Annotated in this window: 10 protein-coding genes, 1 tRNA gene, 2 rRNA genes and 3 pseudogenes (1 of these 16 only partly in view); 8 read left to right on the forward strand and 8 right to left on the reverse strand. The window is 58.1% G+C overall.

Going from position 1 to position 15,637, the window contains the following annotated elements:
- From AC0L7L_RS18165 to AC0L7L_RS18180, 4 genes and pseudogenes are all read left to right on the forward strand, one after another.
- Nucleotides 1–2,569, forward strand: a 23S ribosomal RNA gene (locus tag AC0L7L_RS18165); it begins 230 nt to the left of the window's first position.
- Between the two features lie 375 nt (nt 2,570–2,944).
- Nucleotides 2,945–3,060 (forward strand): 5S ribosomal RNA (gene rrf, locus AC0L7L_RS18170).
- 230 nt (nt 3,061–3,290) lie between these two features.
- Nucleotides 3,291–3,367, forward strand: a tRNA-Met gene (locus AC0L7L_RS18175).
- A 208-nt stretch (nt 3,368–3,575) separates the two neighbouring features.
- Nucleotides 3,576–3,975: pseudogene (locus AC0L7L_RS18180) on the forward strand (transposase); the annotation flags it as partial.
- Here AC0L7L_RS18180 and AC0L7L_RS18185 read toward each other — a convergent pair.
- Nucleotides 3,962–4,725, reverse strand: a pseudogene (locus tag AC0L7L_RS18185) (IS256 family transposase). The pseudogenes AC0L7L_RS18180 and AC0L7L_RS18185 sit on opposite strands and share 14 nt — an antisense overlap.
- 52 nt (nt 4,726–4,777) lie before the next feature.
- On the opposite strand from AC0L7L_RS18185, the pseudogene AC0L7L_RS18190 reads away from it, so the two are divergent.
- Nucleotides 4,778–4,973, forward strand: a pseudogene (locus AC0L7L_RS18190) (IS481 family transposase); the annotation flags it as partial.
- On the opposite strand, the gene AC0L7L_RS18195 reads toward AC0L7L_RS18190, so the two are convergent.
- The 7 genes from AC0L7L_RS18195 to AC0L7L_RS18225 all read right to left on the reverse strand — a co-directional run bounded on the left by AC0L7L_RS18195 (nt 4,973) and on the right by AC0L7L_RS18225 (nt 13,632).
- Entirely contained in the window at nt 4,973–6,565 is a 1,593-nt protein-coding gene (locus tag AC0L7L_RS18195; RefSeq protein WP_272213484.1) for an FGGY family pentulose kinase, read from the reverse strand. The pseudogene AC0L7L_RS18190 and the gene AC0L7L_RS18195 overlap by 1 nt on opposite strands.
- Nucleotides 6,566–6,704: 139 nt before the next feature.
- Nucleotides 6,705–8,186, reverse strand: coding sequence for a mannitol dehydrogenase family protein (locus AC0L7L_RS18200; protein ID WP_473510514.1), 1,482 nt, complete (start codon nt 8,184–8,186; stop codon nt 6,705–6,707).
- Nucleotides 8,187–8,238: 52 nt separating this feature from the next.
- The gene (locus tag AC0L7L_RS18205) at nt 8,239–9,237 is read right to left on the reverse strand and encodes an ABC transporter ATP-binding protein (RefSeq protein ID WP_272213486.1); all 999 of its coding nucleotides are present in this window, start codon (nt 9,235–9,237) and stop codon (nt 8,239–8,241) included.
- An 11-nt stretch (nt 9,238–9,248) separates the two neighbouring features.
- Nucleotides 9,249–10,079, reverse strand: a complete 831-nt coding sequence (locus AC0L7L_RS18210) for a carbohydrate ABC transporter permease (RefSeq protein ID WP_473510516.1) — start codon at nt 10,077–10,079, stop codon at nt 9,249–9,251.
- A gap of 2 nt (nt 10,080–10,081) precedes the next feature.
- Complete coding sequence (locus tag AC0L7L_RS18215; protein WP_272213487.1) at nt 10,082–10,954, reverse strand: carbohydrate ABC transporter permease; 873 nt, start codon at nt 10,952–10,954, stop codon at nt 10,082–10,084.
- A 200-nt stretch (nt 10,955–11,154) separates the two neighbouring features.
- Nucleotides 11,155–12,468, reverse strand: coding sequence for an ABC transporter substrate-binding protein (locus tag AC0L7L_RS18220; RefSeq protein ID WP_272213488.1), 1,314 nt, complete (start codon nt 12,466–12,468; stop codon nt 11,155–11,157).
- Nucleotides 12,469–12,678: 210 nt separating this feature from the next.
- The gene (locus AC0L7L_RS18225; RefSeq protein WP_473510519.1) at nt 12,679–13,632 is read right to left on the reverse strand and encodes a sugar-binding transcriptional regulator; all 954 of its coding nucleotides are present in this window, start codon (nt 13,630–13,632) and stop codon (nt 12,679–12,681) included.
- A 173-nt stretch (nt 13,633–13,805) separates the two neighbouring features.
- Between AC0L7L_RS18225 and AC0L7L_RS18230 the strand changes: the two genes are divergently transcribed.
- The 3 genes from AC0L7L_RS18230 to AC0L7L_RS18240 all read left to right on the forward strand — a co-directional run bounded on the left by AC0L7L_RS18230 (nt 13,806) and on the right by AC0L7L_RS18240 (nt 15,599).
- The gene (locus AC0L7L_RS18230; RefSeq protein ID WP_272213491.1) at nt 13,806–14,702 is read left to right on the forward strand and encodes an NAD-dependent epimerase/dehydratase family protein; all 897 of its coding nucleotides are present in this window, start codon (nt 13,806–13,808) and stop codon (nt 14,700–14,702) included.
- Nucleotides 14,703–14,826: 124 nt separating this feature from the next.
- The gene (locus AC0L7L_RS18235; protein WP_272213492.1) at nt 14,827–15,357 is read left to right on the forward strand and encodes a DUF1176 domain-containing protein; all 531 of its coding nucleotides are present in this window, start codon (nt 14,827–14,829) and stop codon (nt 15,355–15,357) included.
- A gap of 80 nt (nt 15,358–15,437) precedes the next feature.
- Nucleotides 15,438–15,599 (forward strand): hypothetical protein, encoded by a 162-nt coding sequence (locus tag AC0L7L_RS18240; protein ID WP_473510522.1) that lies wholly within the window; start codon nt 15,438–15,440, stop codon nt 15,597–15,599.
- The last annotated feature ends 38 nt before the right edge of the window (nt 15,600–15,637 follow it).

Raw genomic sequence — 15,637 nt, forward strand, 5'->3', positions numbered from 1 at the left:
GAACGCGGGGAACTGAAACATCTAAGTACCCGTAGGAAAGGACATCAATTGAGACTCCGCAAGTAGTGGCGAGCGAACGCGGATGAGGCCAGTGGCAATGATGAATAAAGCAGAACAGGTTGGGAAGCCTGGCATTATGGGTGATAGCCCCGTATGCGTATAACAATCATTGTCCTTGAGTAGGGCGGGACACGTGAAATCCTGTTTGAACATGGGGCGACCACGCTCCAAGCCTAAGTACTCGTGCATGACCGATAGCGAACAAGTACCGTGAGGGAAAGGTGAAAAGCACCCCGACAAGGGGAGTGAAACAGATCCTGAAACCGGATGCCTACAAGCAGTCGAAGCCCGCAAGGGTGACGGCGTACCTTTTGTATAATGGGTCAACGACTTAGTGTAACTAGCAAGCTTAAGCCGATAGGTGTAGGCGCAGCGAAAGCGAGTCTTAATAGGGCGTTTTAGTTAGTTGCATTAGACCCGAAACCGAGTGATCTAGCCATGAGCAGGTTGAAGGTTGGGTAACACCAACTGGAGGACCGAACCCATATCTGTTGCAATAGATCGGGATGACTTGTGGCTAGGGGTGAAAGGCCAATCAAACTCGGAGATAGCTGGTTCTCTGCGAAAACTATTTAGGTAGTGCGTTGAATTTATACCTTCGGGGGTAGAGCACTGGATGGGCTATGGGGACTCACCGTCTTACTGATCCTAACCAAACTGCGAATACCGAAGAGTACTGTTCAGCAGACACACGGCGGGTGCTAACGTCCGTCGTGGAAAGGGCAACAACCCTGACCTCCAGCTAAGGTCCCCAAGTCATGGCTAAGTGGGAAAGGATGTGAGGATCCCAAAACAACCAGGATGTTGGCTTAGAAGCAGCCATCATTTAAAGAAAGCGTAACAGCTCACTGGTCTAAATAAGGGTCTTTGCGCCGAAAATGTACCGGGGCTCAAGCCATGCACCGAAGCTGAGGATGTACACGCAAGTGTACGTGGTAGCAGAGCGTTCCGTAGGCTGATGAAGGGAGACCCGTGAGGGCTCCTGGAGGTATCGGAAGTGCGAATGTTGACATGAGTAACGATAAAGGGAGTGAGAGACTCCCTCGCCGAAAGACCAAGGGTTCCTGCTTAAAGTTAATCTGAGCAGGGTTAGCCGGCCCCTAAGACGAGGCGGAAACGCGTAGTCGATGGGAACCACGTTAATATTCGTGGGCCAGGTGGTAGTGACGGATTGCACAAATTGTAAGGTCTTATTGGATTGATCTTGCAGTGGAGCGGTTCCAGGAAATAGCTCCACCATGAGACCGTACCCGAAACCGACACAGGTGGTCAGGTAGAGTATACCAAGGCGCTTGAGAGAACTGCGTTGAAGGAACTCGGCAAATTGCACGCGTAACTTCGGAAGAAGCGTGACCTCTTGGTACGCAAGTATTAAGAGGTGGCACAGACCAGGGGGTAGCGACTGTTTATCAAAAACACAGGGCTCTGCGAAGTCTTTAAGACGACGTATAGGGTCTGACGCCTGCCCGGTGCTGGAAGGTTAAAAGGAGATGTGCAAGCATTGAATTGAAGCCCCAGTAAACGGCGGCCGTAACTATAACGGTCCTAAGGTAGCGAAATTCCTTGTCGGGTAAGTTCCGACCTGCACGAATGGCGTAACGACTTCCCCGCTGTCTCCAACGCAGACTCAGTGAAATTGAATTCCCCGTGAAGATGCGGGGTTCCTGCGGTCAGACGGAAAGACCCCGTGCACCTTTACTATAGCTTTACACTGGCATTTACCAAGACATGTGTAGGATAGGTGGTAGGCTTTGAAGCAGGGACGCCAGTTCTTGTGGAGCCATCCTTGAAATACCACCCTTATCTTCGTGGATGTCTAACCGCGGTCCGTTATCCGGACCCGGGACAGTGTATGGTGGGTAGTTTGACTGGGGCGGTCGCCTCCTAAAGAGTAACGGAGGCGCGCGATGGTGGGCTCAGACCGGTCGGAAATCGGTCGTCGAGTGCAATGGCATAAGCCCGCCTGACTGCGAGACTGACAAGTCGAGCAGAGACGAAAGTCGGTCATAGTGATCCGGTGGTCCCGCGTGGAAGGGCCATCGCTCAACGGATAAAAGGTACGCCGGGGATAACAGGCTGATGACCCCCAAGAGTCCATATCGACGGGGTTGTTTGGCACCTCGATGTCGGCTCATCGCATCCTGGGGCTGGAGCAGGTCCCAAGGGTTTGGCTGTTCGCCAATTAAAGCGGTACGTGAGCTGGGTTCAGAACGTCGTGAGACAGTTCGGTCCCTATCTGCCGTGGGTGTAGGAATATTGACAGGATCTGTCCCTAGTACGAGAGGACCGGGATGGACGTATCTCTGGTGGACCTGTTGTGGCGCCAGCCGCATAGCAGGGTAGCTATATACGGAATGGATAACCGCTGAAGGCATCTAAGCGGGAAACCAACCTGAAAACGAGTGTTCCCTATCAGAGCCGTTGTAGACGACAACGTTGATAGGCCGGGTGTGGAAGTGCGGCAACGCATGAAGCTTACCGGTACTAATCGCTCGATCGACTTGATCGTTCTCATTGTTCATGTTCATCGACAACGTCGATGAACACGATCTTTATCGCTCGCGGGTCGCACCGCGCATCTGACGATGCGCTGACCCTGCGCGGGCGCGCTGAGCGACGCACTAGCGTGCTACGGGGAAGTCCCTCGATAGTCACTGCTACGCTGCTGTCCTGAAGCGCAACACAATAACAGACCTCACGACCTTGTACCCCAACCTCTGCTTCGCGGCGGATGGGACACGAAGCCCAAAAGGCTTCGCAAGGCCGACCGGCCGCCGGCGCTGATGCGCCGCCCCGTCCGGAGCGAAGCGATCAAAGATCGCGACAGCGTGAGGGCACATATAAAAAGCCCAGCTTCTCGACACAATATGCTGCACTTCGCTGACCTGGTGGTTATGGCGGGGCCCTTAACACCCGTTCCCATTCCGAACACGGCCGTGAAATGCCCCTGCGCTGATGGTACTTTGTCTTAAGGCACGGGAGAGTAAGTCGCTGCCAGGTCTGCAAAATGCACCATATTGATCTTCTCAAAACAGCAAACGGCGACTGCCGATATCAAGCCGCCGTAAAGGGCGGCTTTTTTTGTGGCCGCTGAAAACATGAAATAACGAAAGGGCAGAGCAGCCCCGTCGAACCGCAGAAGGCACAAGCCTTCGAGCACCGACAAAAAATAATCCCGGTAGGGAAAGACCGCAAAGTCTTCCACCATAAAACCGGTAGCTCAGAGATAACGCGGGGTGGAGCAGCCCGGTAGCTCGTCAGGCTCATAACCTGAAGGCCGCAGGTTCAAATCCTGCCCCCGCAACCAAATCCGTTTTATAAATTATATCAAAGGCCTCGCCGGGTAACAGCGACGCCTTTTGGCCGTTTTTACCCGAAACACTCGTCGCAAGGTGTGACCTGCTCCCCTGAGACGTCCGCGATTTGGGGTTAGTTTGTTCCTATCGAACAACCGAAGTGGCTCGGTTTGTCTGAACAGCGGGGATAATTGGAATTTCTGCCTGGCTTCGGCTTAGATGCCGGGAACAGGAGATACCATGACGAGACGACCGCGCCGGAACCATAGCTCGGCTTTCCAGGCGAAAGTGGTGCTTGCCGCCATCCGAGGTGAGCAGATGCTGGTGGGGAATTATCTCAGCAGTTCGATGTGCACGCCAACCAGACCAAGCAATGGAAAGATCAGCTCCTTGAGGGTGCGACAGGCGTTTTCGGCGATGAGGCCAAGGCGGATCCGGCGGCGCCAACCGTCGATGTCAAAGCGCTGCATGCTAAAATCGGGGAGCTGGCGCTGGAAAATGATTTTTTAGCCGGAGCGTTCGGCAAAGCGGGGATTGCTGGGCGGAAAAAATGATCGAACGCAAGCACAAACTGTCGGTCGCACGCCAGGCACGGGGGCTCGGCATCAGCCGTGGCAGCGAGACAGTCTAAAATTTTGTGCCCTGACGTTATTCCAGGACATAGGAAAACGTTGTTCGAACCTGATGGCGAGCTGGCTTTTGACGGCGTGGCATTCGCGCACTGAACGTTTCCACCCGGTGAAGGTGGCATTGAGGGCCAGATAGACCAACTTGGCCGCCGCCTCGTCACTTGGGAAGTGGCCACGGGCTCTGACGGCGCGGCGGATTTTCGAATTCAGCGCCTCGATGGAATTCGTGGTGTAGATCAGCCGACGCACTTCGGGCGGGTAATCGAGAAACGGGATGACCGCGTTCCAGGCCCGCCGCCAACTCGGCGCGATCGCCGGATAGCACCTGGCGAGATCGCTGCCCTCAAAGGTTGCCAGCGCCTGTTCCGCCGCCTCGACGTTTCGCCCGTGTAGACCGTCTTGAGCGCCCTGACGACGGCCTTGTGGTCCTTGTCGCTGGCGAAGTTCATGGAATGGCGGAGGAGATGTGACGATACAGGTTTGAACCTGCGTCCTTGGGAAGGCCGCCTCGATGACCTGCGGAAAGCCCTTGAGACCGTCGACGGCGGCAATCATGATGTCCTGAACGCCCGGTTGTGCAGTTCGCCAAGCACGCCTGCCCAGAATTTTGCGCCCTCATTGGCCTGGAACCACAGGCCCAGAAGGTCGCGCGTGCCGTCCGGCAAAACGGCCAGTGCCACGATGACCGCCTTGTTCGAAACCGCTCCGTCGTTGCGGATATTGGCCCGGATCGCATCCATGAAGGTGAAGCGAAAATAGAAATAGATTCAGTGGATCGATTTCCCGCTGAACGTCAAGCGCTTCCACTACTATGATCATGCCCAGTTGCGAACGAACCTCGCCGACTTTGTCGCAGCTTACAATTTCGGCTGCTGCCTCAAGATTCTAAAGGGCCTCACCCCATATGATTTCATCGGCAAAAAAGTGGAGAGAGGAGCCTGAAAGGTTCAGGCTAAGTCCGATCCATCAAATGCCGGGACCTAACACTTACGGTCTTCGCAAAGGAGCGGTCGTTTGGGCGAGTTCATTGCGACAGGCCTGCAGGATTTTGAGACGGGCATATTGGCGGTCATAGTAACCGCCAAGCGCCGGATCGGGATCGCGGACATGTGCCGGTGCCTGCATCGCGTTGGCGGCCTGCTCAGGATTCGGATAAAGACCCGACGCTGCGGCGGCGTTAACGGCTGACCCCAGAAGCACCACATCCTCGGTCGGGGAGATATGCACGGCAAGGCCGGTGACATCGGCGTAAAGTTTTGAAAGAAGAGGGTTTCGCCGGTGACCGCCGGCCAGATGCAGCCTGGTTGCCGGAATGCCGTTAACGGCCAGATGTTCGACAATCTGCCGGAGCGAAAGCACGATCGCAATGCATGCGCGCCAGTAGAGATGGCAAAGCCCGTCGAAGGATTTGTCGAGGGTGAGGCCAGCGATCATGCCGGTCATGGTCGGGTCGGCAAAGGGCGAACGGCTGCCATGGAAATCCGGCAGGATATCGAGCCCGTCGGCAAGGCCAGGGCCGGCTTCCGCAATCATTTCCTGAATCCGGGCGATGACCTGTTCGTGGCGGAACTCCGTTGCCGGGCCGCCTTCGGCATGGATTTCCAGAAGGTGATTGAGCAAACCGCCGGTTGCGGACTGGCCGGCCTCGAACAGCCACGCGTTCGCGTAGATCGCGCCACAATAGGGGCCCCACAGGCTTTTGGCGTAGACCGGATCCGGCCCGTAACCGATAAGGCAACTCGAGGTTCCGCCGATCAGCGCGAGTTCGCCTGGTGCCTTGGTCCCGGGCTGTGGAAGCACGCCGAGCGCACCGGCATAGGCATCGACCATACCGGCGGCCACCGCCACGCCGCAGTCAAGCCCCAGCGCGTCCGCGGCTTCTTCTGTGAGGTTGCCGATGGCCATGCCTGGTGGGCAGGGTGTGAGGCCGGCGCCTGCCTTTTCCGGAAGGTCGCCAAGGTCGAATTCTTCCAGAAGCGCGCGTGGCCACGGATCGGCATTCTGCGCCATGTAGAACCATTTGGTGGCCAGCGTCGTCAGCGAACGCTGCCGGCTTCCCGTCGCCCGAAAGGTCATGAAATCGGCGAGGTCAAAGAACGCGCCGGCCTTTTTGTAGAGTTCCGGGTGATTGCGCTTCAGCCACAACAGTTTGGGCACCTGCATTTCCGGCGAGATTGACCCGCCGGAATGGCGCACCGCCGGGTCGCCCGTGGCACTCAAAGCGCCGGCCTCGGTCTCGGCGCGGTGATCGAACCAGGCGATGGTGTCGTAAAGCCCGGTCTCATCCTCGAACAACGGCAGCGGTTTTCCCGCCGGGTCAATCAGAACCAGCGAGCAGGTGGCGCCGAAGGCAAGGCCGGCGACCCGCTCTGGCCCAAGACCGCTTGCAAGGCGCACAGCGCGCACTACATTTGCCGTTGTCTGCCAGATGTTGTCGGAAATATATTCGCCGCGCCGTGCACCCGGACGACGCAGGCGCAGCGGCTCAGCCTTGCGAGCGAGCATCATTCCGGACTTGTCGAAAATGCCCGCTCTGACGCTTGCCGTGCCGACATCGACCGCAATCACATGATCGCGCATCCTGCACGCTCCCCACCCTGTCAGTATTGACGTACAAATTGGACGAGATTGTCCGGTTCGTCAAACATCCTGTGGGGTAGGGCGGATGCGGTTTGGCGGCGTTCGGTCATCCGCATATGACTGCCGCCGGTGGTGAAGCTTATGCAAGCTCGCCGGCAATATAACGGGTCAGGGTCTTGGCGGTGCCCGCGCTTCTGAGGCTTTCCAGTGCGGATGCAAAGCGCGCGCGGAAGATCTGACTGTCAGCGACGGATGCGAAGATATCGCGTTCCTCGAGAAACACCATCGGGTCTCTCCGGCTTTCCAGTGCCGCCTTGTGGAGGCGGTCGGCATTTTCGTCGTTGAAGCGGATCGCGCGGCCGCTGTCAGAGGTGCCCTCGAAATAGCGGCACCAGAGCGCTGAGACCAGCGCCAGCCCGACAACATCGAGACCTTTCTCAAGCCGGCTTGCTGTCGATGGCAGGATGAATTTCGGTTGCCGGTTGGAGCCGTCAAGCGCCAGCCGCTCGATCGTATCGCCGATCTTGGGGTTGGCGAAGCGCCGGGCGATCAGCTCGTAATAGCCGGTGAGATCGGTATCGGGCACCGGCGGCACGATCGGGATGATCTCGTCCTTTTCAAGCTTTTCGAGAAAGGCGGCGATCAGTTGGTTTTCCATCGCCTCATGCACGAAATGAAGATCGAGCAGCTCGCCGGGATAGGCAATTGCCGCATGGCCGCCGTTCAGGATCCTCAGTTTCATCAGTTCATAAGGGCTGACGTCGTCGACAAAGGCGACCCCGACCTCTTCCAGCGCGGGGCGTCCAAGCGGGAAATCATCCTCCAGCACCCATTGTTTGAAGCCTTCGCAAAAGACCGGCCAGTTGTCCTCGATGCCGTATTCCTCACGAGTAATATCGCGCTCGCGCTTGCCGGTCGCAGGTGTGATCCGGTCGACCATGCCGTTGGGGAAGGCGACATTCCCCCTGATCCAGGCCGCAAAAGCCGGGTCGGAAAGTTCGGCAAGGCCGGAGACCGTGGCTTTGGTCACGGCGCCGTTATGGGGAATGTTGTCGCAGCACATCACCGTGAACGGGGCTACACCTTCTGCCTGACGTTTCTTCAGCCCGGCGATGATCAGGCCGAAGGCGGTCTTCGGTGCATCCGGGTTCTGGCCGTCTGCAGTGATGGTGGGATGGGACGGATCGAATTTTCCGGTCGCCGGATCTATGAAATATCCGCCTTCCGTCACCGTGAGAGAAACGATGCGGATCGCCGGATCGGCCAGCTTCTCGATCATCGCTGCATGATCCGGCGGGGCGATCATGTCGATCATCGCGCCGGTGATGGTGGCCTCGCTTGCGTCTGCCTCCTGATCCACCACCGTGGTCAGGAAATCCTGATCGGCAAGAACCTCGCGCATCTTCGTATCCGACGGCATGACGCCGGCCCCAATGATCGCCCAGTCGAGATCGCGACCGGTGTTGAAGAGCTGGTGGAGATAGACCGCCTGATGTGCCCGGTGGAAATTGCCGACACCGAAATGAACGATCCCGGCAGAAAGATCACCGCGATCATAGGTGGGTATGGACGCCCTGTCGGCATGCTGATCGAGGTTTTCGAGATTGAGGGGCTTGGTCATGGTCTCAAGGTCCAGTATTCGCAATTCGCTGTTGTGTCGAAGGCGCTCTCGGTCAGGCGGCAAGGCCGTCGGCGTTGAAACGGTATAGCCGCTCGGGGTCCGGCGAAATGAACACCGTATCGCCATGGCGAACCGGGAACTCACCGTCTGTGCGGGTGGTGATATGGCCAAGCTCCGGCACATCGACATGCAGGAATGTGTCTGAGCCCAGGTGCTCGGAAACCGCCACTTTGCCCATCCATTTTCCGCTTTCGGTGGAAAGCGCGACATGTTCGGGGCGGATGCCGATGGTATGGGCGCCGAATTCCTCCGCCGCCTTGCCGTCGATGAAGTTCATTTTCGGTGAGCCGATAAAGCCGGCAACAAACAGATTGGCGGGGCTGCGGTAAAGTTCGAGCGGGGAACCGACCTGTTCGATATTGCCGGCGCGCAGAACCACGATCTTGTCGGCCATGGTCATTGCTTCCACCTGGTCGTGGGTCACATAGATCGAGGTTGCGCCAAGCTGCTGATGCAGTTCGGAAATTTCCAACCGCATGTTGACCCGAAGCGCTGCATCGAGGTTCGAAAGCGGTTCGTCGAACAGGAAGCATTCCGGCGAGCGCACAATGGCCCGGCCGATGGCGACGCGCTGGCGCTGACCACCGGAAAGCGCACGCGGTTTGCGCTCCAGATAGTCAGTCAGGTTCAGGATCGCGGCGGCATCATTGACCTTGCGGTCGATCTCGGCCTTGTCGAGATTGGCCATTTTCAGCGGAAAGCCGATATTGGAGCGGACACTCATATGCGGATAAAGCGCATAGGACTGGAACACCATGGCAAGGCCGCGCTTGGCCGGAGGCTTGGCGGTGGCGTCGTCGCCATCGATCAGGATCCGCCCGCCGGTGACATCCTCAAGCCCTGCAATCAGACGCAGAAGCGTGGATTTTCCACAGCCGGAGGGACCGACGAAGACGACGAATTCGCCGTCATTGATTTCGAGGTCAATCGACGGGATGACCGCATGTTCGCCAAAATGCTTGGAGACGTTTTCGAGTCTGATGCTGCCCATTGGTCTTGTCCTTATTTAACCGCGCCGAAGGTGAGCCCGCGCACGAGCTGCTTCTGCGAAAACCAGCCGAGGATTACGATCGGCGCAATCGCCATGGTCGAGGCGGCGGAAAGCTTTGCGTAAAACAGGCCTTCCGGGCTCGAATACGAAGCGATGAAAGCTGTGAGCGGCGCTGCTTTCGATGCCGTCAGGTTCAGCGTCCAGAACGCCTCGTTCCAGGCAAGGATGATGTTGAGAAGAAGGGTCGAGGCAATGCCCGGTATTGCCATCGGGGTGAGCACGTAGACAAGCTCTTTGCCAAGCGTGGCTCCGTCCATGCGGGCGGCCTCGAGGATCTCTCCGGGAATTTCCTTGAAGTAGGTATAGAGCATCCACACCATGATCGGCAGGTTGATCAGCATCATGATGATGATCAGACCGATGCGGGTATCGAGCAGGCCGAGATCGCGAAAGATAATGTAGATCGGCACCAGAACGCCGACGGCGGGAAGCATCTTGGTGGAGAGCATCCACAACAGGATGTCCTTGGTGCGCTTGGTCGGCGAAAACGCCATGGCCCATGCGGCGGGCACCGCGATCAAAAGCCCGATGACCGTGGAGCCCAGCGAAATTGCCACCGAATTCCAGAAGTGGTGGAAATAGTTGGAGCGGGCCTGAACTTCCACATAGTTTTCCAGCGTCCACTGGAAGAACAGGAAGGACGGCGGCGAGGAGACGGCCTCGCCCTCAGTCTTGAAGCTTGTCAGAACCGTCCAAAGGATCGGGAAGAAGATGAGAAGTCCGATGGCCCACGCAAGCAGCGTGAAGGCGATCTTTTTCTGTGTTGTCACCTGGCGTGCCATCGTCAGTCCTCCAGATTTTTGCCGATCATGCGAACCAGGAAGATCGCAACGATGTTGGCGAGAATGACAGCGATGATGCCGCCGGCGGATGCGCCGCCCACGTCGAATTGCAGCAGTGCCTGCATATAGACGAGGTAGGTCAGATTGGTGCTTTCCGTGCCCGGACCGCCATTGGTGGTCACCAGAATTTCGGCAAAGACCGACAGCAGGAAAATCGTTTCGATCAGAACCACCACGGTAATGGCGCGGGCCATATGCGGCAGGATGATATAGATCAGCCGGTTCCAAGCATTGGCACCGTCCATTTCGGCGGCTTCGTTCTGTTCCTCGGAAAGCGATTGCAGCGCGGTCAACAAGATAAGCGTTGCGAACGGCAGCCATTGCCAGGCGACAATCAGGCTGATTGAGGTCAGCGGGATTGAGGACAGGAAGTCGATCGGCTGAAACCCTAAGAACCGGGCAAGAGAGGCAAACAAGCCGTTGACCGGGTTCATCAGCATGTTTTTCCACACCAGCGCGGACACCGTTGGCATCACGAAAAACGGCGCGATCACCAGAATGCGGACTATGCCCTGGCCGAACATCGGCTGGTTCAACAGCAAGGCCAGTGCAATGCCGCCGGCGACCGTGGCAAACAGCACACCGCCAACCAGAATCAGCGTATTGCCGATGGCCTGAAAGAAGGCCGGATCCGTCAAAAAGAAGCGGTAATTCATAAAGCCGGCAAAACTCTCGGTTCCCGGCATCAAAAGATTATACCGCAGAAACGAGAAATAGACGGTCATCGACAGCGGAACGATCATCCACAACAACAGCAGAATGACCGAAGGCGCCATCATCAGTCGCGCCGCACTATGGGTATGGGTCGTCGCCATTTCGGTTTTCCCCGCTCGGTGAGGCCGACCGCATCTTCGGTCGCGTCACGTCTTAATGGTCCCGCACCCGATCTCTCCAGGTCGCGGAAATCAGTCAAACCGCCGTCGGCAGGATGCGCGGCGGTTCCAGGTTCGTTCTGAAAGAAAGGTCAGGGGCGGGCAGCCGGGCAACGGCACCCGGCCGCCCTCTGGAGGAAGGCTTACTTCGGATATCCGGCCTTCATCATCTCACGCGAGGTCAGCTGCTGCGCGTTCGACAACGCCTGATCCGCTGAGACATTGCCGGCAAGGGCAGAGGAGAACTGCTGGCCAACCGCCGTACCGATACCCTGAAATTCCGGGATCGAAACGAACTGCGCGCCGGTATAGGGGATCTCCTGAACCGAAGGCTTCTTGGTGTCGACCGCGTTGATCGATTCCAGCGTCATTTCGGCGAAGGGCGCGGCCTTCTCGTAGTCCGCGTTTTTGTAGAGCGAGGTGCGGGTGCCGGGAGGTGCCGCGCGCCAGCCATCCTGCTTGGCCACGAGATCGGTGTATTGCTTGGAGGTTGCCCAGGCGACGAAGGCCTTGGCCGCATCCGCCTTCTGTGTCGATGCCGGAATGGCGAGGTTCCACGACCACAGCCAGTTGCCGCGGTTGCCGATATCGCCCTTTTCCGGGAACAGTGCAAAGCCGACATTGTCAGCGACCTTGGATTCATCCGGGTCGGTCACGAAAGAGGCGGCGACGGTGGCATCGATCCACATGCCGCACTTGCCCTGCTGGAACAGCGCGAGGTTCTCGTTAAAGCCGTTGGACGAAGCGCCGGGCGGACCGTAATTGTTCATCAGCTCGAGATAGTCCGTCAGCGTGGCCTTCCACTCCGGGGTGTCGAACTGCGGCTTCCAGTCCATGTCGAACCAGCGCGCGCCGTAGGAATTGGACATGGCGCCGAGGAAGGCCATGTTCTCGCCCCAGCCAGCCTTGCCGCGCAGGCAGATGCCGTAAATGCCATTGTCCTTGTCGGTCATGGCAGCGGCGGCCTTCTTGATGTCGACCCATTTGGGCTTGGACGGAATGCTCACACCGGCCTTTTCGGCCAGGTCCGTGCGATACATCACCATGGCGCTTTCACCGTAGAACGGTGCTGCGTAGAGCGTGTCGTCAACCGAGAGACCGCCGGCAATGGCCGGCAGGAGGTCGGCCGCATCGTAATCGGCCGGCAGGTCGTCGATCGCCAGCAACCAGTTCTGCTTGGCCCAGATCGGCACTTCGTAATTGCCGATGGTCAGAACGTCGTACTGGCCGCTGTTTGTGGCGATGTCGGTGGTGACCCGCTGGCGCAGCACGTTCTCTTCGAGCGTGACCCATTCGAGGTCGATGTCCGGATGCTGCGCGGTGAAGTCGTCGGTGAGCTTCTGCATGCGGATCATGTCACCGTTGTTGACGGTGGCGATCGTCAGCGTTTCGGCCGAAGCGGCGCCGGTAAACGCGACAACGGAACACGCGCCCAGAAGTATCGTGTGCAGTCTCATACTCGTTCCTCCCTCAGAATTGAGCAATAGCTTATGCTGTGGGCAATTACCCAGCATTCATTGCGAAGTGTCAAGTGGGCGAATGCTCAAATCCTGGGCGAATATTACAATCTATTGTTTTACAAAGCGAAAATTTGACGCGCGAGATCCGCAAGCGATGGTCAATCACCGCGGTCAGGACGAACAGCAACATCAGGTTTTGAAAGAACGCTATTCTTTCAGTAGAAACCGCGCGGCGTCCTCATCGGTGATCAGTGCATTAATCAGGCCACCGTTCAGCGCGGCGCGGATGGCGCGGTGCTTGGGTTTGCCGCGCGCCATGCCGAAGATGATGGTGTCATCGGCATGGGGCAGGGGAATGCTGGCCACGCGCTGGTTGATCGGGTGATCGAGCAGCTTGCCGTCGTCATCGAACAGCCAGCCGCAAATTTCACCCGCCGCACCGGCGGCAACCAGTTCGGTCATCTCGTCTGCGGTCAGGAAGCCGTCCAGCAGCAGCGGTGCTTTTGGGCCGAGTTCGCCGATGCCGACAAAGGTGACATCGGCCTTGCCGCCGAGCTCCAGCGTCGGTTTCACCAGTGGCTGGGCGTGGAACAGCGCACGTTCTTCCGGTGTGGACACCAGCACCGGCAGCGGCATTGGGAAATGCCGTGCCTGGATTGCGTCGGCCATCAGGAAGATGACGTTGTAATAGGCCGCCGAACCGTCGGGGCTGATATTGCCGGTGAGCGAAACGATACGATGTTGCGGGCAGGCCATCGGCGGTAATTGCTCCACCGCCGAGCGCAGCGTGCGCCCCGTCCCCATGGCCAGCACGGTCGGCTCGCTGCGCTTCAGCCAGCGCTCGATTTCAGCGGCCCCTTCTTCGGCAATTCCCGTCGGTGCCGTGTCGGATTCAGGGGCACTGGGCACGACCTGAACCTGTTTCAGGCGATAGCGCTCCTGAAGCGCGGCCGAAAGCGCCATACAATTGGCAATCGGGTGGTCGAGGCGCACCTTGATCAGCCGCTCGGACATGGCCAGCGAGACCAGCCGCTGGGCGCTCTGGCGGGAAACGCCCATGGCGGCGGCAATCTCGTCCTGCGTCCGGCCTGCGACATAATAGAGCCAGCCAGCCCTTGCGGCGTCGTCGAGGCGCGATACGCTGCCGGATTTTTTCGCCATGTTTTCCGCTACTCCGCCTGATTGAGCCATCGTCAATAATGCGGGCCAGAATAGTCACTTCAAAAGCTCTCTGCCAAGCCGCAGCGTGATTTTCGCTCAAAATCGATTTGACGTCCGAGCCTGATCGTAGCACGATCCGCCGCACGCGAGGAGCATCCAAAAAGCGAGGAAAAATGACAAAGCGCATCGTTTTCACCGGCGGCAGCGGCAAGGCTGGACGCGAAGTGATCCCCTACTTACTGAACAAGGGCCACGACATTCTCAATCTCGATCTGGTTGCACTCGGCCACCCGCAGGTCAACACGCTTGTCACCGATCTCACCGATAGCGGCCAGGTGTTCAACGCGCTTTCGACGCATTTCGGCATGGATCGCTATGAAGACGGCAAGCTGCCCGAAGCGCCCGATGCCGTGGTGCATTTTGCTGCCATTCCGCGGGTGATGATCACGCCCGACAATGTGACCTATCAGACCAATGTAATCTCGACCTACAATGTCATTGAAGCTGCGATGAAGCTTGGCGTGCGCAAGGTCATCATCGCCTCCAGCGAAACAACCTATGGTGTCTGTTTTGCCGAAGGCGACCGGGACTACCACGCTTTTCCGCTGGAAGAGGATTACGATGTCGATCCGCTCGACAGCTACGGGCTTTCCAAGGTCTGCAACGAGAAGACCGCGCGGGCCTTTGCCCTGCGCTACGGCGCCGATATCTACGCGCTTCGCATCGGCAATGTGATCTCGCCGGATGACTACAGCAATTTCCCCGGCTTCCTCGCCGATCCGCCATCGCGTAAGCGCAATGCCTGGAGCTATATCGATGCCCGCGATCTGGGCCAGATCGTCGATCTCTGCCTGCAAAAGGATGGGCTCGGCTTCGAGGTCTTCAACGCCACCAATGACACGATCACGGCCAACGAGAAAACCGTTGATTTCCTGAAGACATATGCGCCGAACACGCCGATCACGCGGGAAATGGGTGACTATGAAGCCCCGCTTTCCAACCGCAAGATCCGCGAGGTTCTGGGGTTCAGGGAGGAACACGACTGGCGGAAATACGTGCCTGAGCGCTGAGGCCGGTCGGTTCGGGCTGCCGCGCTCCCCTACGACATGGTAATGTTTTGCGCCACAATTCAGGCGGGAATTGCTGTCTTCCTCGCGCTTGTTTCAACGTGCAGAAAGGAAGACGTCCATGAGAATGCGTAGGATTGTGTATGCGGGTGTTGCCGCTTCGGTGATTGGTGTTCTCTCGCTTCAGACCGCCGCCTCGGCTGCAGAATTGTTTGATTCCGGCGGGACCTGGAATGCTGTCTGCGACAGTCATATGACCTGCCGGCTGACCACCAGCCGGATGCCGGCCAATGATGGAGGGCTCGCTATTCCCTCTTTCGTCAGGGCCGATAAGGCTAATGCGCCGGTCGCCATGGTGCTGCCGACAATCAACGGGATTGAAACACTCAGTCGTGACGGGGTGTTCACGATCTCGGTCGATGGTCAGGAGGTTGCCACCATTCCGGTCAAGAACCTGAGAAAGGACGATGCCGAGGGCGGCTATGTAACCCATGACCAGACGCTGGTTCAGCCTGTGCTGGCGGCAGCGCGTGTTGGTCGCGACGAGATCATGGTCAGCTATCTCGGTCCCGATGATCAGGAGGTCGCCACCGCTGACCTGACCGGACTCCACGCAAGCCTCGACTGGCTCGACCGCCAGCAGGGCCACGGCTCCTAGAGCATTTCACAGTCAGATGGAACCACTTGGCGTCCGTGAAAATGCGTCAAAACAAATAGATGGAGCGGCTCGGTGTTTCCGTGAAACGCGGAGCTGCTCTAAGCTGGCCTGAAACCCGCGCCTGCATCGCGATGCAGGCGCGGGTTTCCGCCGGCCTTGTCGTGGGTATGGCACCGGCAAAAAACGGTTGCGCCGGGGCGCTTGCGCTTGCAGGGCAAGCAGCGCTGACCTACATCGAATAGCATATGTTTTTTTGCGACAGGCGCGACTGCCGGGGAGC

Source organism: Martelella sp. K41-7 (assembly GCF_055808365.1).

What these genes read in the sequence shown, in the direction of transcription:
- AC0L7L_RS18195 (WP_272213484.1), bottom strand. Translation starts at nt 6,565, where the DNA reads ATGCGCGATCATGTGATTGCGGTCGATGTCGGCACGGCAAGCGTCAGA.
- AC0L7L_RS18200 (WP_473510514.1), bottom strand. Translation starts at nt 8,186, where the DNA reads ATGACCAAGCCCCTCAATCTCGAAAACCTCGATCAGCATGCCGACAGG.
- AC0L7L_RS18205 (WP_272213486.1), bottom strand. Translation starts at nt 9,237, where the DNA reads ATGGGCAGCATCAGACTCGAAAACGTCTCCAAGCATTTTGGCGAACAT.
- AC0L7L_RS18210 (WP_473510516.1), bottom strand. Translation starts at nt 10,079, where the DNA reads ATGGCACGCCAGGTGACAACACAGAAAAAGATCGCCTTCACGCTGCTT.
- AC0L7L_RS18215 (WP_272213487.1), bottom strand. Translation starts at nt 10,954, where the DNA reads ATGGCGACGACCCATACCCATAGTGCGGCGCGACTGATGATGGCGCCT.
- AC0L7L_RS18220 (WP_272213488.1), bottom strand. Translation starts at nt 12,468, where the DNA reads ATGAGACTGCACACGATACTTCTGGGCGCGTGTTCCGTTGTCGCGTTT.
- AC0L7L_RS18225 (WP_473510519.1), bottom strand. Translation starts at nt 13,632, where the DNA reads ATGGCGAAAAAATCCGGCAGCGTATCGCGCCTCGACGACGCCGCAAGG.
- AC0L7L_RS18230 (WP_272213491.1), top strand. Translation starts at nt 13,806, where the DNA reads ATGACAAAGCGCATCGTTTTCACCGGCGGCAGCGGCAAGGCTGGACGC.
- AC0L7L_RS18235 (WP_272213492.1), top strand. Translation starts at nt 14,827, where the DNA reads ATGCGTAGGATTGTGTATGCGGGTGTTGCCGCTTCGGTGATTGGTGTT.